At 69.2% G+C, this 18,348-nt stretch carries 20 protein-coding genes and 1 pseudogene; 3 read left to right on the forward strand and 18 right to left on the reverse strand.

What is annotated here, in order from left to right; translation table 11 throughout:
• The 4 genes and pseudogenes from ABT070_RS44935 to ABT070_RS44950 all read right to left on the reverse strand — a co-directional run.
• Positions 1–362 (reverse strand): annotated as a pseudogene (locus ABT070_RS44935) (DUF6286 domain-containing protein); the annotation flags it as partial.
• Complete coding sequence (locus tag ABT070_RS46390) at positions 359–805, reverse strand: Asp23/Gls24 family envelope stress response protein (protein ID WP_502990207.1); 447 nt, start codon at positions 803–805, stop codon at positions 359–361. The pseudogene ABT070_RS44935 and the gene ABT070_RS46390, both read right to left, overlap by 4 nt.
• Positions 802–1,029 (reverse strand): hypothetical protein, encoded by a 228-nt coding sequence (locus ABT070_RS44945; RefSeq protein ID WP_351769023.1) that lies wholly within the window; start codon positions 1,027–1,029, stop codon positions 802–804. The genes ABT070_RS46390 and ABT070_RS44945 overlap by 4 nt, the downstream gene beginning before the upstream one ends.
• 39 nt (positions 1,030–1,068) lie before the next feature.
• Positions 1,069–1,503, reverse strand: a complete 435-nt coding sequence (locus tag ABT070_RS44950) for an Asp23/Gls24 family envelope stress response protein (RefSeq protein WP_351756058.1) — start codon at positions 1,501–1,503, stop codon at positions 1,069–1,071.
• Positions 1,504–1,711: 208 nt separating this feature from the next.
• On the opposite strand from ABT070_RS44950, the gene ABT070_RS44955 reads away from it, so the two are divergent.
• Entirely contained in the window at positions 1,712–2,479 is a 768-nt protein-coding gene (locus tag ABT070_RS44955; RefSeq protein WP_351769025.1) for a hypothetical protein, read from the forward strand.
• 1,086 nt (positions 2,480–3,565) lie between these two features.
• On the opposite strand, the gene ABT070_RS44960 is transcribed toward ABT070_RS44955, so the two are convergent.
• From ABT070_RS44960 to ABT070_RS44970, 3 genes are all read right to left on the reverse strand, one after another.
• Positions 3,566–4,375 (reverse strand): SigB/SigF/SigG family RNA polymerase sigma factor, encoded by an 810-nt coding sequence (locus ABT070_RS44960; RefSeq protein ID WP_351769055.1) that lies wholly within the window; start codon positions 4,373–4,375, stop codon positions 3,566–3,568.
• Positions 4,376–4,777: 402 nt separating this feature from the next.
• Positions 4,778–5,419 (reverse strand): carbonic anhydrase, encoded by a 642-nt coding sequence (locus ABT070_RS44965; protein ID WP_351769027.1) that lies wholly within the window; start codon positions 5,417–5,419, stop codon positions 4,778–4,780.
• Between the two features lie 569 nt (positions 5,420–5,988).
• Positions 5,989–6,408 carry an ATP-binding protein gene (locus ABT070_RS44970; protein WP_351769028.1) on the reverse strand — a complete coding sequence of 140 codons (420 nt, stop codon included), beginning with the start codon at positions 6,406–6,408 and terminating at the stop codon, positions 5,989–5,991.
• A gap of 223 nt (positions 6,409–6,631) precedes the next feature.
• Between ABT070_RS44970 and ABT070_RS44975 the strand changes: the two genes are divergently transcribed.
• Complete coding sequence (locus ABT070_RS44975) at positions 6,632–7,000, forward strand: STAS domain-containing protein (RefSeq protein WP_351769030.1); 369 nt, start codon at positions 6,632–6,634, stop codon at positions 6,998–7,000.
• Positions 7,001–7,628: 628 nt separating this feature from the next.
• Here ABT070_RS44975 and ABT070_RS44980 read toward each other — a convergent pair.
• The 3 genes from ABT070_RS44980 to ABT070_RS44990 form a co-directional block, all read right to left on the reverse strand.
• Positions 7,629–7,970, reverse strand: coding sequence for an ANTAR domain-containing protein (locus ABT070_RS44980; protein ID WP_351769032.1), 342 nt, complete (start codon positions 7,968–7,970; stop codon positions 7,629–7,631).
• A 695-nt stretch (positions 7,971–8,665) separates the two neighbouring features.
• On the reverse strand, positions 8,666–9,007 hold the full coding sequence (locus tag ABT070_RS44985; protein ID WP_351769034.1) for a hypothetical protein: 342 nt from the start codon (positions 9,005–9,007) through the stop codon (positions 8,666–8,668).
• Entirely contained in the window at positions 8,977–9,219 is a 243-nt protein-coding gene (locus ABT070_RS44990; protein WP_351769036.1) for a hypothetical protein, read from the reverse strand. Before ABT070_RS44990 ends, ABT070_RS44985 begins: the two co-directional genes overlap by 31 nt.
• A 211-nt stretch (positions 9,220–9,430) precedes the next feature.
• Here ABT070_RS44990 and ABT070_RS44995 point away from each other — a divergent pair, with 211 nt between their 5' ends.
• Positions 9,431–9,970, forward strand: a complete 540-nt coding sequence (locus ABT070_RS44995; protein WP_351769039.1) for a nucleotidyltransferase domain-containing protein — start codon at positions 9,431–9,433, stop codon at positions 9,968–9,970.
• Between the two features lie 41 nt (positions 9,971–10,011).
• Here the strand turns inward: ABT070_RS44995 and ABT070_RS45000 are convergent, their stop codons facing one another.
• The 8 genes from ABT070_RS45000 to ABT070_RS45035 form a co-directional block, all read right to left on the reverse strand.
• Positions 10,012–10,548, reverse strand: a complete 537-nt coding sequence (locus ABT070_RS45000; RefSeq protein ID WP_351769040.1) for an NUDIX hydrolase — start codon at positions 10,546–10,548, stop codon at positions 10,012–10,014.
• The gene (locus ABT070_RS45005) at positions 10,545–11,003 is read right to left on the reverse strand and encodes an adenylyltransferase/cytidyltransferase family protein (protein WP_351769042.1); all 459 of its coding nucleotides are present in this window, start codon (positions 11,001–11,003) and stop codon (positions 10,545–10,547) included. Before ABT070_RS45005 ends, ABT070_RS45000 begins: the two co-directional genes overlap by 4 nt.
• Before the next feature lie 29 nt (positions 11,004–11,032).
• Positions 11,033–12,073, reverse strand: coding sequence for a Gfo/Idh/MocA family protein (locus ABT070_RS45010; protein WP_351769044.1), 1,041 nt, complete (start codon positions 12,071–12,073; stop codon positions 11,033–11,035).
• Complete coding sequence (locus tag ABT070_RS45015) at positions 12,070–13,062, reverse strand: hypothetical protein (RefSeq protein WP_351769046.1); 993 nt, start codon at positions 13,060–13,062, stop codon at positions 12,070–12,072. Before ABT070_RS45015 ends, ABT070_RS45010 begins: the two co-directional genes overlap by 4 nt.
• On the reverse strand, positions 13,059–14,615 hold the full coding sequence (locus ABT070_RS45020; protein WP_351769047.1) for a hypothetical protein: 1,557 nt from the start codon (positions 14,613–14,615) through the stop codon (positions 13,059–13,061). Before ABT070_RS45020 ends, ABT070_RS45015 begins: the two co-directional genes overlap by 4 nt.
• Positions 14,612–15,994 carry a nucleotidyltransferase family protein gene (locus ABT070_RS45025; RefSeq protein ID WP_351769049.1) on the reverse strand — a complete coding sequence of 461 codons (1,383 nt, stop codon included), beginning with the start codon at positions 15,992–15,994 and terminating at the stop codon, positions 14,612–14,614. Before ABT070_RS45025 ends, ABT070_RS45020 begins: the two co-directional genes overlap by 4 nt.
• Complete coding sequence (locus ABT070_RS45030) at positions 15,994–16,740, reverse strand: class I SAM-dependent methyltransferase (protein WP_351769051.1); 747 nt, start codon at positions 16,738–16,740, stop codon at positions 15,994–15,996. The genes ABT070_RS45025 and ABT070_RS45030 overlap by 1 nt, the downstream gene beginning before the upstream one ends.
• Positions 16,741–16,831: 91 nt before the next feature.
• Positions 16,832–18,136: an aspartate aminotransferase family protein gene (locus ABT070_RS45035; protein WP_351769053.1), complete on the reverse strand. Its 1,305-nt coding sequence runs from the start codon at positions 18,134–18,136 to the stop codon at positions 16,832–16,834.
• Positions 18,137–18,348 lie beyond the last annotated feature (212 nt).

Consider the following 18,348-nt stretch of genomic DNA (forward strand, 5'->3'; position numbering starts at 1 on the left):
AGCAGGAAGAGCCACAAGCCGAGGGCCATCGCCACCACAGCCCCGACGATCACCCAGATGTCGTCCAGTGGCCGCGTGGCCAGTTCCTCGGCGAGACGACGCCGCCAGCTCATGGCGGGCCGGCCTGCCCGCACCGAGACCACGTCGCACAGGAGCAGTCCGACGGCCGCGGCGGACAGCAGGGCCACCAGGGCCGCGGGAACCCGTCGCGCCGACCAGAAGCGGCGCGGCGTCCCGCCTGATGCGTCGGTCAGCGCCGTCGCGCCCGTGACCGGGGTGTCATCGGCGGACGGAGCCGCCTCGCCGGGATCGGAGGGAAGGCCGCTGTCGCCGGTCGGCTGCCGCCAGGTGTTCGCGCTCATCGCACCCTTTCCTGGTCCGTGTGCCGTCCATGCGCCGAGTGCAGCCTCTCGACCGACACCTGGAGGTCGGACACGTCCATGCCGGCCCATGTCCTGAGCCGTTCGGTGACCTCCCGGCGCACAGCGGCGCACTGTGCCCCGATGTTGGACGGGTAGCCGAGCTCGACGGCGATGCGCAGCCGGGCCTCGCCGAGCGCGGCCTCGCCTCTCGCGGCTGACTCGGCGTCTCGTCCTGCGGTGTTCCGCCCCGGTGCCTGCCGCACGGATGTGTTCACACGTGGCGTCCGGCGGCCCGGCGGTACGCGGCCGGCCGACTCGGTGAACCGACTCAGCGCTTCGCGCGCCACACGGGAGGCGATCTTCGCAACGACCCGGTCGGCGACGGTGATCGCACCGCGTTCCCCGCGGGGAACGGCCGGACGCCGATCTGCTCCACTGGTCACTGCCGCCAGTCTCCCCGAGTCCGTCGTCGGTCGTCGCGGATCCGCTCCTGGCGGTCCCGGCGGCGGACGAAATCGCCCAGTTCGAGATCACCTTCCGTGAACCGCCCGACCACAAGACCGACGATGCCCAGGCCCAGCACCAGCAGGAAAGCCCAGAAGCCACCGAAGTACGCCGCGAAACCCAGGGCCATTCCGGCCATCAGGCCCACCACGGACCTGCTCATCAGGCGCTCCTTCAACTCACGTGGGCTGCTCCGCCCCTGCTACTGGATTCGCTGCCGCTCTTCCCCTTCGTCCTCCTGGTCGTCGGGCAGCTTCACATCGCTGACGGTGATGTTGACTTCCACGACTTCCCGGCCCGCCATCCGTTCGACCGCGGAGATCACGTTCTCCCGCACTTCACCGGCCACGTCCGTGATGGAGACGCCGTAGTCGGCGACGATCTCCAGGTCGATGGCCGCCTGCTGCTCTCCGACCTCGACGCTGACCCCGCGCGTGGCGGATTTGCCACTGCCTGCGCCGGGCATCCGTTCCCGCATGGATCCCATCGAGCGGGCGAGTCCGCTGCCCAGAGCATGGACGCCGAGCACGTCCCGTGCCGCTATACCGGCGATCTTCTCCACCACCACATCGGCGATGGTCGTCCGGCCGCGAGAACCGGGCGCACCGCTGACTTTTACGCCGGTGTTCTCAGTCATCGGGACATTCCTCCCTCAAGACGCCCACATGGCACTCACCGTTGATATTATATTCGCTTTAGTATGTTTTTCCCTGATATAGGGCATGAGGCGGAATGGTCCGACGAGCGGCCCGAACACCCCTGCCTGGAGCCCTCCGGGACACTCCGGGCGCAGTGCGGCGGCGGGAAGAGAACTGCAGCCATGGGAGCAAGAGGGTAAGAGGCTGGTGAGGACCGAGGCGTGGACGCAGGCAGTACGGCACGAGCTCGGCCCGGGCCGGCTGCTCCCGCTCGGCGGCCCCGACGACGGGACATGGATCACCGAACAAGCCGCCTGCCGCGCCCTCGGGCGCGCGGCCGCTGAGGTTCCCGGTGTCTGGCTGGAGTCTCTGCGCATCGGACCGGTACCACTGGACCCAGTGTCCGAGCCGGCCGTCCGTCCGCCGGCCAGCGCGCTACCACCTGGCCCGCTCAGGATCGAAGCCGCCTTCACGGCATCCCTCGGCCAGCCGCTGCCTCACATTGCCGACCAGTTGAGGAGCGCGCTGCTCTACGCAGCCGCTCAAGCGCTCGGCCTCGCCGCGGTGACCGCTGACCTGCGCGTCACGGATCTCCATGCAAGCTCGAAGGCGGTCGAAAGGTCGCGAAACACAACGCAGGCCGTGAAGCTCGCGCCGCAGGCCGCAGCCGCGCGAAGCTCGCCACCGGCGACGGGAACAGGATCCACGCGAGGGCCTGTCCGTGAGCTGTCGGACGTCGCGATGGGCACTGCGGGCGTCGCCCGCCTCACCGCCGTGCTGGGAAGCCGCCCGGTCAAGGTGCGGGACCATGACGATCCACCCGTCCGTCACATCGAGGTCCAGCTCGCAGTCGCCCCCGGACACCATCCACTGGAAGTCGCCCGCGCTGTCCGGGCCGCTCTAGCCGACGCGGCCGCCACTGGCACCCCGGGCCCGGTCACCGCCGCCGTCCTCATCGTAGAAACGGAAATCTAGCCTTCAGTCTGGCGGCAGCGGACGTGAGCGGGGTGAAGGTGGTGTACCGCTCTTTCACTGCTGATCACGAATCCTGGTTGCTGTCGGTGATGTCGCTGAGCAGCGCCACGAGCTCTCACCCGTTGCGTGACGCTGCCGCCGGGCCGGTCGCCTGACACTGTCAGAGTGTGGGCGCCGGCATTCAGCGGCCGGGCCGGGGCTGATAGAACCTTGCCTGCGCAGTCAGTCCAGACCGGGGAGAGGAATCCGTGACCGAACCCCGCTCATCAGCGGCTCTCGCCGCCGCGGCCGTCACCGCGGCAGTGCTGCTGGCACGGTGGTGGACGAGCTTCCGCCTCCGTGCCGCCCGAGTCCAACGACACGACAATGGCCCCACCACAGACCACCAAACCTGCGACGTTTACTCGGCGCTGTCTGCCTGCGCCGCTGACCATGCGCTGCGTGACGCCGAAGAGCATCTCCGCCTGCATTGGAACCAGTTGCGGCCGCTCTATCCCCAGCACCCCGATGACGCCGCACCTCACTGACCGATGACGCAAAAGGCAGCGCGGCCGGCTCCAGTGGTCCGTCGTACGTGTTCACCCGCCGGCACGCTTCCTGTGTCCTTCATGGCGCGCCGGGCATGTCTTGGCCTGCGGGCTCAGGCTGGCATGCCGCTCACGGGAATCGTGCCGCCGGGCGCGGTCCTGGCCGCGCCGTCAGGGGCCAGCCGGCCATAGCCCGAAGCGATGGCGAGGACGATGGGCATCTGAATCGGTCCGGTGTATTGCCGGTTCGCGGCGACGATCGTCGCACCCGCATGATTCCGCGCTCACGTCAGCAAACCATCGCGCGGACGCACCCAAAGACCGGCCTGCCACCTTCCGCCCACTCACCGGCGGGCCGCCGGCCGGGGGCAGGCACCATGTCCGCCCCCGCCACCACGATGGCTACATCAGCTGTAGGCGTCCTCAGCGGGACGGTTCCGGGGGCGAGTGCGGGCTGGCCAGCCCCGCGTCTCAACTACGGCGGCGCAGCCTTCTCCCCACGCACGTCGCGACGCGCTCGAGACCGCCGATGCGCTGCCTCCTGTAAGCGGCAGAACGGTCATGCGGACAGGAGGCTTGTGCGGAGTTTGGCGAGGGTGCGGTTGAGGAGACGGGAGATGTGCATCTGCGAGAGGTTCAGTTCGCGTCCGATGTCCGCCTGGGTCATCTCCTGGCCGAAGCGCATCTCGATGATGGTCCGCTCCCGCTGATCAAGATTCTGGAGAAGGGGGCCGAGCGCGTGCAAGTCTTCGAAGAGTTCCAGGGCCGGATCGACGTCGCCGATGGTGTCCGCGTACTTCGGCCCGTCGCCGGATTCGTCGTCGCCGGCCGGGAAGTCGATGGAACCGGCGACGTAGCCGTTGGCGGCGACGAGGCCCTCGATGACCTGGTCCTCGGTCAGATCCAGGTGGGCGGCGAGTTCCTTCACCGTCGGAGTCCGGCCGAGCAGGATGACGAGGGTCTCCTTGCTCTTGGCGAGGTCGACGCGCAGTTCCTGCAGGCGGCGCGGGACGTGCACGGCCCAGGTGGTGTCGCGGAAGAAGCGTTTGATCTCGCCGACTATGTAGGGGATCGCGAAGGAAGTGAACTCGACCTCGCGCGACAGGTCGAACCGGTCGATGGCCTTGATGAGGCCGATCGTGCCGACCTGGATGACGTCCTCCATCGCACCGCTGCCCCGGTTGCGGAACCGACGGGCCGCGAAGTTCACGAGGGACAGGTTCATCTCGATCAGAGTGTTGCGGGCGTACTGGTACTCGCGGGTGCCCTCTTCCAGGACTTGCAGCCGGTCCAGGAACAGTCTGGTCAGTTCGCGCGCATCCCGGGGGGCGACCTTTCCACCGTCCTCGATCCACGGCAGGTCGACCATGACCTCCGGCGTTCCCGTGGTGGTGCAGGCGGATGCTTCGGGGGCGTTCACGGGGGACGTCACAGTGCCGCCTTAGATGGAAAACAAGATGAGCCTCTCCTGCCCGCCCCGTCTGGATGCATGTCCGGCGTGCTTCTCTATTTCGCCTGGCCTGAAAACGTCGGGTACGGACGGTTCACGAGAAGTGGGGCCGACCGGAGGTGATGAATGCAACGGGTCACGTCCTGCGGGTGTTTGACACTGTCGCCGACGCAGAGGTGGTCTTCGGCGGCTGAGCTTCTGTCCCGTTCTGGCGGCGGGAGGCAGCGAGTTGCCCCCTTCGGGGTTGGTCGAGGTCCTCATCCACAGATACGGGTGCTCTGCGACCGCGGCCAGCTCACGCTGAGCAGCCACGCCGGGAGGTCAGGACGCGGTGGGTACCGCTGCATCGAGGCCGCGGGAGGCGACGAGCTGCGCACTGCCGTCAGCCAGGCGGTAGCACAAACCCACCACAGCGGCCTGTCCGGCGGCGACTCTCTCGGCGAGCACCCGGGAGCGGTCCAGCAGCAGGTCGACGGTGTGCCTTATGTGCTCGGCGAGGATCTCCTCCGGCTCCACCCGTCCGGCGGCCCGGGCCGCCAGCACACTGGGAGTCACCCGCTCCACGACATCTCGGACGTACCCGCCCGGCACCATGCCGTCCTCCAGCACGGCGCACGCCGCGCCGACCGCGCCACACGAATCGTGACCGAGCACCACCACCAGCGGGCAGCCCAGTACGTCCACGCCGTACTCGATACTGCCCAGCACTTCCGCACCCATGACGTGGCCCGCGGTGCGCACCACGAACAGGTCACCCAGGCCGCGGTCGAAGACGATCTCAGCGGCCAGCCGGGAGTCGGAACATCCGAACAGCACGGCGAAGGGCTGCTGTCCCGGGGCGATCTCGGCACGGCGGGTGGCGTCCTGATTGGGGTGCTCAGGCGCGCCGGCGACGAAGCGCTGGTTACCGGCCATCAGTAGCTCGAAGGCGTCGCGGGGCATCGGGACCTGGATTTCAGTCATGCCCGCAGCCTAGAGCCGGCACCATCCATTACACCGCCCGGCCCCGCCGCAGCTCGTCAGGGAGCGCCGCGCCAAGGGGCTGGGACATCACCCCAAGGCGCCGGGCGAGGGCGGTCTCGAGGTGAGACCTCAGCGCGCGGCGCTGCGGCCCCGCCCCGTGCGGCCACCGGTCCACAACCCTCCGTTTGTCGTCCACACCCGCACAACGAGCGAGGCGCTGCCCGCGCTGTCGGCCAAACGAGGGCGGACGGCCGGGATCACTCACGGTCCTCTCCTTCGGGCCTGCGCCCGCAGCGACGCCACGGCGTCCCTTGCTCGTCCTGCCTCTGCTCAGCGAGCGCGGCGGTCACCTCGTTGACGCCCCGTCGAGGACCTTCCTTCGGTCCCTCCGCGCTGCCCCGGATCTCACACTGATCGAGAAGACGGGCAAAGTAGCTGTAAGCGGTGAGCCGTTCCATCCCTTCCTGTTCAATCAGCTCATCGCGGGTGTGCCGTGCTCCGCGACATCGACGACGTGGCCACCCCATGCAGCTCCACGCCTGCCGAATCCGCAGCGCTGACCTGGCTATTCAACGGCGAGCGACGTCGCTGCTCGAGGCATCGGACAGCCTGATGCGGGCCGTGATGCGCTTTCCGACCGACCGCTGCTCGGCAAAGAGGGCCTCGGTGACCGCCTTGACGATCTCCAGGCCGTGCTGGCCGACTCTGTCGGGATCGGCGGCCCTGGCCGCGGGCACGGTGGGGTCGCTGTCCCACACGACCACGTCAACGGCGTGGGCGGTGATGTGCAGTTCCATCAGGACCGGGCCAGGTGCGTACTTGAGGGCGTTGGTGACCAGTTCGCTGACGACCAGCTGGGTGACGTCCCTCGCCCGCTCGGACACCGGCAGGTGATGGTCGGCGTGGACCTGGTCGAGGAAGGCGACGGCGTGATGGCGGGCGTCGCCGATGCAGCCGCCGCCTCCGTCCAGGGCGTAGCCGGCACGCATGAGGTGTTCTTCCGGCGTCGGACAGTCGTCAACGTCGTCCTGGGATCCCACTGGCGTCGCCCTCATTCCCCGTTCACGAGCGCGCCCCTACCCCTGATCCCGTCATGCATGCCAGAGGCATGTTGTTCGGCACTGCCTCCTCATGCATGGAGGCGAGGAGGTGGGGCAGAATCGTCGGTGCACGCCCCGCCCCGGGGCAAGCCTGAGCGCAGTCGAGGAGACGGTGAGCGACATCGAGCAAGCGGACCGGCCGGACCGGTTCGCCGTCGTCCACCGCATGGCCGGCGGCGTGCGGGTCGTGACCGTGCAGGGCGAGATCGATCACGACGTCAAGAACGCCTTCGGCAATGCCCTGCTGTCCGGAGACGGCACGGCACAGGCGTCGCGGATCGTGGTGGACCTCAGCGGCGTGACCTTCATGGACTCCAGCGGAATCACCGTCTTCGTCGCCGCCCACCAGGCCGTCAGCAGCACCGGGGGATGGGTGCGCATCGCCGCCGCCCAGAAACCCGTCCTGCACGTCCTGCGCCTGGTCGGCATCGACGCCGTCATCACCTGCCACGCCACCCTCGAGCAGGCCCTCGGGCCCTGACCCTGTCACCGGTGCGCGGCAGGTCCTGCCGGATAGCCGCTCCGCATCGGCCGGCAGGGCGTACGTCCGTGCGCACCGAAGCGACCCGTTGCGTTCAGTGGGACGATGGCAGGAGGGGGCAGGGGCGCTCCCCCGGGTGCGCCCGTCCCGAGACAGACAGCAGGCCCGACCATGACCAAGCAGCCGAAGTCGTCCCGCCCCGCGCCGGACAAGGGTCCGAGTCGCCATGAGGGCACCGATCAGCACGGCTGGTCGCCGGATGTGGACGCGACCCACCAGCAGGACAACCCGAGCGCCCGCCGCTCCTTCCACGCGGACAAACACGCGCCCTCCAAGGGATCCGGACGGGCAGTCTCCAAGGAAGAGGCAGGCAACGCCCACGGAGAGCCCACCCGAAGCAGCCACAGACGCGGTGAAGAACAGAGCAAGAACTCACCGGAGAAGGGCATGCACGACAGCGGCCCCCGGGGTCGATCCCAGCGGCCCAGCGGAACGAGGGACGCATCCGCCGTGACGGGCGTGGATCCCCAAGAGCCGCCCGGGAAGCGCAGCGGCGGATAACGCACCACCGGCATCGAGGCCCCTCCTGCCGCCCCGCCCTCGATCAGGTGCTGAGACCCTGACCGCTCTAGCGGGGCTGGCCCGCAGCGTCCTGCCCGGATCGCCGCTTTACGGCCTCACCCAGTTCATGTCCCAGCGTCTGCGATAGTGGCTGCCCCAGCGCCCAGGCGATCACCATCTCGGCGACCGCGTGCAGCTTGATGTTGGTGTGCTGAGAGACCTCGCGCAGCACCTCGAACCCCTCGGCCGGCGGAATCCGGTGGATCACGACGAGTACACCGATCGCTTGGTCAACCACGGCGTGGGAGCCGACGGCGTACCGCAGCTGTGCGTTCTCCTGCTCCAGACGGGCCACCGCGGCTTCACGCATTCCGTTGGGCAGGGGCCGCTGCGCGCGGGAAGCCGTCATTCCGGGTCTCCATACAGGGGCGACGTTTCCAGTACGCCTGCCCCGGACCGGAACGGCAAGACATCAGCGCGATGCGAAGATCACGTCGAGCCTGGGAGGCTGACTGGCCAACCTCTCTCCTGCCGAGTCGCCCCCGGGCCAGCCCTCACACCTGCGGGAGCGCGACTGACCCGCCACGCAAAACCTCCCTTGCACCTGCGCAGCCACAGAACGGAAGCCCTGATATGCACATGTTGTAATTCAGCGTGCGGAGGTACCGGAGTCGAACGGCCCCCGGGCCGGGCGGCGGAACCCCTCACAGACGCCGGCCACATTGATGCTTTTGAGCGTCACGGCCGACACCACCCGAGACTCAGCAACGCTGACGCCGCCTACGGTCCTCACTGGTCCAACAGACCCGCACGCGAAGCCACCTCAGCCACAACCTCTGTCTGCGGTGCCACTGGAAGCCGTGATTCCGAGACCGTTGCTCGCCTCGATCAACGTCCCGTGTAACAAGTTCCTTGATGCGTACAGGCGTTGTGAGGTTGGTGGTATCGGTGGGCGATCGCGCGAGTGATCTTTGGGATCACGCATCGTTGTCTGGTGTCGGTGACTGTCGGCAACCAGCAGTAAAACTTGCGTCTATGCGCAAGGTTCCGCAGAGACATGCGGACAGGCGCAAGGTTTGCCACCAGCTGAAGGGCATGTGCCTGCTACTCGAAGATTCTTTGCCGGTTGGGCTGCCGCCCAAGACCGAGAGGTAGACAGTCTGCTTGGACGGAGAACGAGATGACGGAGAGCTCAGCCATGTCGCCGAAACCCCCGACGCGACCGAGGTCGATGAGATAGCCGGCCAGGTCATGGCGGTTCGAGGAAGAGTGCTGAGCGAGGACGGCGACGGCTTCCTCGGTACGTCCGGCGCCGGCGAGGAGCTCGGCGATGTGCGGCGCCGCGTACCGGGTGGCGCCCTCGGGGTGGGAGCGGGCCTGTGCGACGGCTTCGTCGACGCCGTCGCGGGTGGCGATCAGCGGCAGCCGTATCCAGACAGGTCCCAATCCTCCTCGCCCCCGCGGGCGGCGGCGAAGGCGTCGAGGTATGCCAGGCCTTCCTCCGGGCGGCCCTGGTCGAGACACAGCTCGGCCAGCGTATGGAGGACCCAGTCATCCCCGTTGCGGACGTCTGCCAGGACCCGCATCACGGCGATCGCCTCGCTCCCCCGGCGGTGCCGGCCAGAAGCTTCCCTCACGGGCGGCATGAAGGCAGTCACGCGTTCATCGTTGCAAGAGGCCGCGGTCGGGCCGTGCGCTGGTCAGCCGTAGCCGAGCGGGCCCGCTCTTCATCCGGCCGGAGGCGGAAGTCCCCGTTGGACACCATCAGGCTGAACCGGTCGGCGGGCCGCCACCGTCCGCTGAAGCCGTAGTAATTGCCAGGTGCGAGGTCGGGCTGGCCTCTAGCCTGATGCGGTGAGTCCTTATTCGATGTCAGCCAAGGATGTAGTCGCGCTTGTGGAGCGGCTCGACGCCCACGGCGTAGATGCGTGTATCGGGGGCGGGTGGGGCGTGGACGCGCTGCTCGGGGAGCAGACGCGAGAACATTCCGACCTTGACGTATGGGCGCCGGCCGCCCACCTTGAGCAACTGTTCGTCGCGTTCGCGGAGGCCGGTGTCGACCGGATCTTCCCGTGGCCTGGTGACAGGCCGTGGAACTTCGTCTTGCACGACGGCGTCCGGTTGCGGATCGACTTGCACCTCTACGAGCCGCTCGCGGACGGATCACTGCACTACGGATCCGTGGTGGAGGGCGGTCCTTTTCCAGCTGAGGCACTCGCCGGACACGGTTCGATCGACGGCACTGCGGTGCGGTGCGAGTCGGCTGAGTGGGCGGTGCGCTGGCATACGGGATACCCGGCTCGTGATGTCGATCGCCACGATGTGCCGTTGCTGTGCCAGCGGTTCGGGATCCCTCTGCCGGAGGGCTTTGAGCCGCTTGGCCAAGAGCCCGGTGTAGGCGCTGGGTGATCTTCCTCCATCGGTGTCTCCTCGTACCCGGCGCGGGACGCTCAGGATTCTGAGTGTCGGGCCTCGCGCAGCAGGGCGAGGAACGGCAGCCAGGTGCAGGTCGCGCACTGTTGCCGGACCTGCTCGGGGGTGAACCATCCGGCAGGCCCGCACTCCGAGTCCGGAGGTGGATCCACCGGCGGACCGGCGAGGCCGGTCTGCGCGGTGAACATCAGCGTGTACGACAGCGGGAACGGGTACGGATAGCTGTCCGGTGGTTTCTCGTACAAGGTGAATCGTTGCCATCCGAGCAACGTCAGTGCCTCGGCGGGTACGAGAAGGCCCGTCTCTTCGTTGATCTCTCTCGCTGCGGCCCGTCGGGCGTCCTCGCCGGAGTCGATGTGACCGCCGGGGACGTCCCAGCCCCGTCCGGGGAGGTTGACGTGCGTCAGCAGCAGGTGGCCGCGGATCTCGGATACGAGGCCGAAGGCCGCGGTGGTCAGGTGCTGGGGCGGGTGGAAGTCCGCCCGGACCACCTCCATCAGATGCGGCACCGGGATCCACGGGGCGCTGCTGGTGGCGATGACCTCCTCCGTCATAGGTGCGCTCGCAGGGTGTCGACCAGCATGGTCGTGGAGTACGGCGCAATCCGGTCGATCGCGTGTACGTGTGCCGCGACCTCGACGGCGGACGCCACCTCGCTCGGGTACGCGGTGATGCTGGCGCGCGCGGTGGCGAAGACATCCGGGCGCAGGAGGCGGATCTGGCGGTCGGCGGTGGGCTCGTCGTAGAGGAACACCCGGTCGACGCACCGCAGCGCGCCCACGAGGATGGCGCGTTCGCGTTCGCCGACGATGGGCCTGCTCGGGCCTTTGAGGTCCCGGACCGACTGGTCGCTGTTCACCCCGACGACCAGGAGGTCACCCAGCCGGCTCGCCTCCTCCAGGAACGTCAGGTGTCCCGCGTGCAGGAGGTCGAAGCAGCCGGTGGCGAGCACGACGGTCCGGTCGCCGGGCTGGCTGCTGAGCCAGTCCCGGATGTCGTCGAGTGGCACCGCGCCAATTCCGCCGTCGCGCGGCGCCGTCATCGCGCGACGCCCATGAGCAGGTCCCGCGCCGGCGTCAGCTCGACCCACCGGCCGTCGTCGGCGGCCGAGGCGTAGGCGCCGTCGATCACCAGGGAGGTCGTCAACGACTCCGCCAGCAGCGGTGCCGCCTGTTCCGGGTGCCGGGTCTTGGTCAGGAAGTCGGCGAACATCGCGGCGAACCAGTCGGGGTGCCTGGGGTCGTCGAAGTTCGATCGCAGGGCCGCACGGTGCGGCCGGCCGTTCAGGCTGTACTGGACGTCGTCGTTCTCCACGGTGACCCAGCCGCCGCTGCCGATGATCGAGTAGTAGCTGTTGCGGTAGCCGGCCGACCAGGTCACATCCAGTTCGATCTGGACGTCGTCGTCGCACCGGATCATCAGCTTCGCGGTGTCCTCCGTGCCGGTGTGCCCGTCGTGGCGCAGGGAACCGGTCAGGCAGGACACGGCCAGCGGCGTGCGCCCGGTGAGGTGGGTCGCCAGGTAGACGCTGTGGGGGCCGTGGTCGCGGAGGATCCCGCCACCGGCGATGACGGGATCACGCCGCCAGTGCGGGTTCCACTCGGGGACGCCGACGGCGTGGCCCTGTCGCAGGGTGCGGAAGCGGGCACTGAGGACGTCGCCGAAGCCGGGGCTGCGGACGACCCGTTCCATCTCCGTGAGGATGGGCGCGAACTTGTAGTTGTGGCAGGGGTAGAAGACCTTGTCCGAGGCCGCGATCTGGTCGAGCACGCGGTCGTAGCGGCCCTCGTGCGGCATCAGCACCGGCTTTTCGCACAGCACGTGCAGTCCGTCGCGCAGGCCGCGCTCGATGTAACCGGCGTGGCTGTTGGGCGGCGTGCAGATGTCGACGAAGTCCGGGGCCTCGCGGTCGGTCATCTCCTCGTAGGTGGCGTAGGCGCGCAGCCCGGCCCGTTGGGCGGCTGCCGCGCGTGCCGGGGTGGGGTCGACGACGGCGGTCACGTCGATGCCCTCGGTGTTGCGGTATCCGATGGCGTGACCGGTCGCGATGGTGCCGTAGCCGATGAGGGCGCCCCTCATGATGTGCCTCCGTCAGAGAGCAGTTGGAGTAGTTGGTCGCGGTGTGCGGTGAGCTGGACGTCCGAGCGCACGCGGTAGGTGGGGCAGTTGTTGACGGCGGCGTGCAGTTGCGCGCGCATCCGTGCGTACTGGGTGGAGAAGGCGCGGTAGTCGCCGCCGTACAGGTCCAGCAGGTCCTCTTCGAGCCGGTAGACGTTGAGCCCGAGGGCGAACTGTTCGACGATGCCGACGGCCTCGTCGGGGGGCAGTTGCTGCACGTCGTGTTCGCCGGGAGTGCGGAAGTCGGCGATCCACAGGGCGCGCAGCGGCATCGCGGCGCGCGCGTGGTGGGGGAACGCGTCGTACGGGTCGACGAGGCGCTCGCTCGGGTCGAGGGCCGCGGTGGTCGCTGCCTGGTCCAGCCAGGGGCCGGGCCGCATCCGCATGGTGCTCGCGACGCCCTGGACGGCCCCGTCTGCTAGGACCACATGGGAGTTGGTGATGAACGTCGCGTCGCCGTTGCGGCACAGCCCGGTGACCAGGACGGACTTGCCGGCGCCGCCGCGGCCGACGACCAGCGTCGCCCCGTCGCCGACGGCGAGGGCGGCTGCCTTGAGGAAGAGCCCGCCCGTGGTGGCGGTGTGCCGAAGGAGCAGGTACTTCACGACGTACGGCCAGACCAGCCGTTGAAGGTGGTCCCCCACGAGGACGATCCGGTTGCCCGAGGTGGACATGCGCACCGGGGGGCCGAAATGGTCGGTCACGTAGTAGCCGGAGGCGAAGTTGAGGGCGCGCGCCGTGGTGTCGGCGGGCAGGCCGGGATCGGCGTCCGACAGGCACCACAGTTCCACGTCGGGCACGGTGGTGACCGGCATCCGGGCGGCACGGCTGAAGTAGCGCAGCGCGGGGAAGTCGGCCTGGTCGCTGGCGATGCGCAGGGTGAGCGGGCCGATGCGGACGACCTGATCCGTACGCAGGCACACCGGACCGGGCAAGGGCGGGTGCGTCATCGTCCTTCCTTTCCCAGGGTCGTGCAGGCCGACCGGAAGGTGCCGGGATCCTGCCGGGCGGTGTCGAGGGCGTCGATGCGGTCCACCAGTGCGCGGATCGCCGCGCGCGGCGCGGTGACGGGCCCGGTGTCGTTGCCGGCGAGAAGCTCGGCGACCTCGGTGACGACGAACTGCCGTTCCACCTCGTCCACCGCGTCGGCGACGGCCGCGAGTGCGTCGTCGAAGCAGCCGTGCCGGCGGCCGGCGATCAGGATCTCGGTGGTCTTGCGGTCGTAGTCGTCCGCGTCGGTGAGACCGGCGCAGCTCAGGTAGTGCTCGACACGGAAGTTGACCAGGCCCGGATAGCGGGGCTGCCCGGTGACGGGGTCGAGGTCGGGTGATCGGACCTGCCAGATCTGCCGGTCGGTCCGGTTGTAGGTGCCCAGGTCCGGGTCGGTGACGCCGCGCCCGGCGAGGACCGCCGTCACCTCCGGGCGCGGCGGGAACGGCACCGGGCCCGGGGCGTTGAGGTCCCAGGTGTCGGGGTTCAGGTAGTCGTTCAGGCAGGCGCGGACCTGGGCTTCGGGGCATAGGACCCCGAGTTCTTCGACTCCGATCTGGCCGCGGCAGTAGGTGCCGCGGTCCGCGTGCGGGACGGGGGTGTCATCGCCGGGGACCTGTGTCTTCTCGAAGTCGACGAGATAGTGCCGGCCGTCGTGCACGAGGATGTTGCGGGGACTCAGGTCGCCCCAGAGGATGCCGCGGTCGAGGAGGGCGTCCATCAGATCCCGGTAGTCGCGCAGCAGCGACATGTGCTTGCCCGGTGCCAGCAGTATCGACTCGGCGGTCTCACCGGGCACCCACTGCCAGACGGCGTAGACGTGCCCGGTGGCGCCGTCCCGAATTGTTGCGAGCAGGGGGGCGAGCTGAAGGCGCCTGCCTCGGCCGAACGTGATCCCGTCGGCGAGCCGGGAGGCGATGGCGCGATAGGCGAACTGTTCCCGGGCGAACCGGCCGGGTTTGGCAGGGTTGGCGCGTTTGCTGATCACGCGGGTGCCGTCGGGCAGGCGCCACGACTTGACGATGCCCTGGCGCAGGCGCGCGTTCGGTCCGGGCACCTCGTGCTGGCTCTCCACGAAGTCCGAGAAGCCCGTGCCGAAGTCGTCCAGCAGGGCACCGATCATGTCCCGGTGCCCGGGATCGGGTACGTAGGCCCGGGTACGGTCGTCGGCCGCTGTCAGTACCTGGCCCAGGTCGCCCGTGAGGCTCGTCTCCGCCGTGCCGGGGCGGGCGAAGCGGAGCCGCCCGATCTCGTGCTGCAGCCGGGCGCGCTCCCGGGCGTTCTTCGTGGACGCGAGGTGTTCACACAGCCCCACGACGGCGTCGGGCGCGTCCGGCCGCAGGTAGACCGCGACCAGGCGGCAGTCCCCGGTGACCTCGCGCAGCCGGGCCGCCACCGTGGCGGCGCGCGCCGGCAGTTCCGCCAGCCGCTCACCGACAAGGGCCTGGACACTCGCTTCGGCCCGGCCGGTCGTGTCCCAGGAGTATTCGGGGAGTTGAGCGGCGCGGATCATCGGGAACCCGCCCGGTCCGCCGTCGGCCAGGTGGCGGGACGCAGTACGGCCGACAGCAGTGCTCCGGACGCGTCCTGCTCGGCCACGCCGACCAGCAGGTGCCCGCCCGTACGGGGGACGCGGTAGCGCAGCCGGACGCAACGCCCGGGCAGCAGGTCACAGCTGTCGTGGCCGCCGACAGCGGTCAGCTGTCCATCAGTGAGGACCCACTCCGTGCCGATCGCTCCGAAGTCGACCCGGCCGCGTTCGGTCGCCGCGTCGGCTGATTCCGGCAGGCCGACCATGACAGTCACCCGGTCGCCGTCGCGGCGGACCTCGACCGTCCAGGGCGGCGCCGGTCGGCCGGTGTCCAGTTCCATCCGGCTTCCGAGCAGTGGGTTCACCGTGGCGGGGTCGAACCAGTCGGGCAGGAGCAGCGCCTCCTCGTCGACCGGGAGCCGCGCCCAGAAGTCCCACCACAGGCAGCGGGGATACGGGCCGGTGCCGGCCGGTACGGGCAGCGGATTCCTCCCGAGGAGCACGGTCGAGGCCCAGCCCGCCCAGCTCACCGCGTCCCCCGCGTCCAGATCCTCGACCAAGGCGAGGAACCGCTGCGTGTCGAATGCCTCGTGCTGGACCAGGGCGTGCAGGTCGGCCAGCTCGGCCAGCTTGACGTACGGCTTGGCGCGATGTGACAGCGACCACATGTTGGTGAAGTTCAGGAAGGCGTGGGCGCAGAGCACGATCGCCAGCAGGCAGGGGTCGGGAAGATGGACCCGGCCCACCGTGACGCCGCCGTCGACCATCCGGCCGTGCCCGATCGGGTACATCGAGGGAGCGCGGCGTGGCTGATACCAGGTCCCCTGCTCCGGGGGTGTGAGGTCCGCGTGCCGCACCGCACCGTACCCGGGTACCGGAACGTAGGCGTGCACGTCGATCTCGACGCCCTCACGGGTGAATTCGCCGAGTTCGTGGAGGAACGGTTCTCGGGTGCGCTCGTAGCCGAGCCGGGTCAGTGTCTCGATCAGCGGCCCGCCGTCGGCACAGACCAGGTCGATGTCCCCGCACCGCAGCAGGTGCTTGTCACCGGTGAGCAGCCCGGTCGCGACTCCTTTGATCAGAACCGGTGGCGGCTGCTGCTCGCCGAGCGCGGCCACGATCCGGTCGACCGCACGCGTGTGAGCTTCGGCGAGCGCCAGGGTGTCGCCGTGCATCGCCGCCACGGGCCCGCCGAGCCGGTCGCGCAGCCATGGCGGCCCGGTGGGGAGGCGCCGGGCCAGACGGCCGCTGAGCGCGTGCTGCCCGATCAGATCGAGCAGCACGCGGTCGTCGAAGTCCTGGTCCTCCGGGATGTCGTGCGCGCCGGCAGCCCAGCGCAGGACCTGCGTGAGGGCGTCCATCACAGCACCACGAACGCGGGGTACGGGGACTGCGGGAACCGCTGGACGCGGTGGTCGGCGAGGTCGATCGCGTTCTTCAGCGCGACGGTCTCGCCGGGGAAGTCCGGGTGCGTGAGCTCGTCGAAGGCCAGGACACTGCCGGCGGGCATGTGCGGGCGCAGCAGGTCCAGGCACGCGCGGGTCGGGTCGTGCAGGTCCATGTCGAAGTAGGCGAGCGCCACGATCGTCTGCGGGTTGCGGTCCAGGTAGGCGGCCAGTTGCTCCGGAGCGTCGCCCTTGCACAGCTCGAACCGCTGGATGTGCGCCATCGGCGCCTCGGCCTCGTGCAGGCGCAGGACCTGTTCCAGGTAGTTCTCGTAGCCGGGAGTGACGCTCATGCTGCCCGGGAAGACGCGGTCGGAGTCGCCGTCCTGGGGTGCCGGGTCGAGGAAGCCGGTGAACGTGTCGAACCCGACGATCGTCCGGTACATGTTGGTCGGCTCGTGCCGGGCACGTAGCGCGTTGAACACCGACAGGTGGCGGCCCCAGCGGACACCGAACTCGACGATGATCCCGTGGACGCCGAGGATGTGCTGATAGAGCTGGTCGAGGGTGAGGATCTCGTTGATGCGCTGCGGGCGCATGAACACTTCGAGGTGGTCGAGCAGCGCGTCATCGGGGATCGGCCGTTCGGCGAACAGTTCTATGAGCCGGTTCCTGGTCGCCTGTTCCGTGTCGGAGGGCGCGATCAGCCGGGGTGTCGTCACTCGTGGTCTCCTCAGTGCTTCGGCCGAACCGTGTCGGCGAACGGTGAAGGAATCTGTGCCGTCGCCGGCGGGCAACCGGCTTCGGCGTTGATCAGACGGCGTGCGTCGCGAGCACCTCTTCGAGCCCGGCCAGCGCCTGGTCGCAGCCGTGCAGCGCGAACTCGATGTCCTCGCCGGTGTGCGCGGCGGACAGGAACCACTGGTGGCCCGGGTGCAGCAACACTCCGTGCCGCGCCGCCTCGGCGGCGAAGGCCGTGCTCAGCCGCTCGCGCAGGACCGGATCGGGGTGGGTGAACTGGAGGAACGGCATCGGCGGGTAGCCGACCACCCGGGCCGGCACCTGATGCTTCTCGACGAGCGCCGCCAGGCCGTCCTGGAAGGCGGCGCCAGCCTTCCAGATCCGCTCCAACGCGTCGGTGTCACGCAGGATCCGGATCGTGGCCAGTGCCGCGGCCATCGGCGCGGGGTCCGCGTAGAACGTCGACGAGATCCGGGTGCGGGCCAGGGCCGACAGCACGTCTGCCCGCCCGACGACGGCGGAGATCGGATGCCCGTTCGCCATGGCCTTGCTGAACGTGCTGACGTCCGCCTGGACGCCCAGGAGTCCCTGAGCACCGGACAGGTCCACCCGGAACCCTGAGCGCATCTCGTCGAGGACGAACAGCGCCCCGTGCTCGTGCGCGATGTCGCGAATCTTCTGCAGGTGGCCCTCGGGGGCCGTCTCGTCGCCGAACGGCATCATCAGCACGCACGCCACCTGCCCGGGATGACGGGCGAACGCCTCACGCAGCGTGCTCAGGTCGCTGTAGTCGAACAGCAGTGTGTCGGCGCGGGTCGCTTCCGGAATGCCCGCCGGGATACCGGCGGCCCAGTCGTGCCAGCCGTTGTAGCCCCAGCGGATCACCTTCTCGCGCCCGGTGAAGATCCGGGACAGCCGTACCGCCGTACTCGTCGCGTCGGACCCCGTTTTGAGCAGGTAGGCCATCTCCGCGCCGGGCACCACCGAGACCAGCAGGTCGGTGAGCTCGCTCTGGCGGCGGCTCCACAGCGGCGCGATGCAGTTGCCGTTGCGCAGTTCAGCGAGCACCGCCTCGGTCACCCGCTCATCGGCGTGCCCCAGGACGACGGGTCCGTACCCGAGGGTGAAGTCGACGTACCGCCGCCCCGCCAGATCCCACAGGTACGGGCCGGCGGCGCGGCTGAAGTAGCGCGGGTAACGGATCACTCCGCTCGCGTCCGGTCCGACCACGTCACCCCTGGTGGCCGCCCGTGCATCGGTACGAGCACTCTGGGCGTGCCATCGGTCGTCGAGCGCCATGCCCGCGGCACTGGACGTGTCGGTGCGTAAGATCGGCGGCGCATCCCCAACATGGCCCGCCACCTGGTCGTAGGACATGGCAGGCACCCCCTTTCGCATGAATCTGGTGCCGCTGTCTTTGCTGCGGCTCCACGAGAATCGGCTCAAGTGTTCGATTGCGTCGATGGTTTGGAGGGAGTCCCGCAGGAGTCCCGCCAGCCTCCGCAGCGGTCGGACGAGGCCGCCTCCGACAGCGTCGCGCCAGCCCTGAGAGCGGTCATTGACCCTGTTCAGAGCCTTCATTGCGGCTG

Source organism: Streptomyces sp. NPDC002884, from assembly GCF_040295245.1.
Lineage (GTDB): Bacteria > Actinomycetota > Actinomycetes > Streptomycetales > Streptomycetaceae > Streptomyces.

What these genes read in the sequence shown, in the direction of transcription:
- ABT070_RS44945 (WP_351769023.1), bottom strand. Translation starts at nt 1,029, where the DNA reads ATGAGCAGGTCCGTGGTGGGCCTGATGGCCGGAATGGCCCTGGGTTTC.
- ABT070_RS44950 (WP_351756058.1), bottom strand. Translation starts at nt 1,503, where the DNA reads ATGACTGAGAACACCGGCGTAAAAGTCAGCGGTGCGCCCGGTTCTCGC.
- ABT070_RS44960 (WP_351769055.1), bottom strand. Translation starts at nt 4,375, where the DNA reads ATGGTCGACCTGCCGTGGATCGAGGACGGTGGAAAGGTCGCCCCCCGG.
- ABT070_RS44965 (WP_351769027.1), bottom strand. Translation starts at nt 5,419, where the DNA reads ATGACTGAAATCCAGGTCCCGATGCCCCGCGACGCCTTCGAGCTACTG.
- ABT070_RS44970 (WP_351769028.1), bottom strand. Translation starts at nt 6,408, where the DNA reads ATGCGTGCCGGCTACGCCCTGGACGGAGGCGGCGGCTGCATCGGCGAC.
- ABT070_RS44980 (WP_351769032.1), bottom strand. Translation starts at nt 7,970, where the DNA reads ATGACGGCTTCCCGCGCGCAGCGGCCCCTGCCCAACGGAATGCGTGAA.
- ABT070_RS44995 (WP_351769039.1), top strand. Translation starts at nt 9,431, where the DNA reads ATGTCAGCCAAGGATGTAGTCGCGCTTGTGGAGCGGCTCGACGCCCAC.
- ABT070_RS45000 (WP_351769040.1), bottom strand. Translation starts at nt 10,548, where the DNA reads ATGACGGAGGAGGTCATCGCCACCAGCAGCGCCCCGTGGATCCCGGTG.
- ABT070_RS45010 (WP_351769044.1), bottom strand. Translation starts at nt 12,073, where the DNA reads ATGAGGGGCGCCCTCATCGGCTACGGCACCATCGCGACCGGTCACGCC.
- ABT070_RS45015 (WP_351769046.1), bottom strand. Translation starts at nt 13,062, where the DNA reads ATGACGCACCCGCCCTTGCCCGGTCCGGTGTGCCTGCGTACGGATCAG.
- ABT070_RS45020 (WP_351769047.1), bottom strand. Translation starts at nt 14,615, where the DNA reads ATGATCCGCGCCGCTCAACTCCCCGAATACTCCTGGGACACGACCGGC.
- ABT070_RS45025 (WP_351769049.1), bottom strand. Translation starts at nt 15,994, where the DNA reads ATGGACGCCCTCACGCAGGTCCTGCGCTGGGCTGCCGGCGCGCACGAC.
- ABT070_RS45035 (WP_351769053.1), bottom strand. Translation starts at nt 18,136, where the DNA reads ATGTCCTACGACCAGGTGGCGGGCCATGTTGGGGATGCGCCGCCGATC.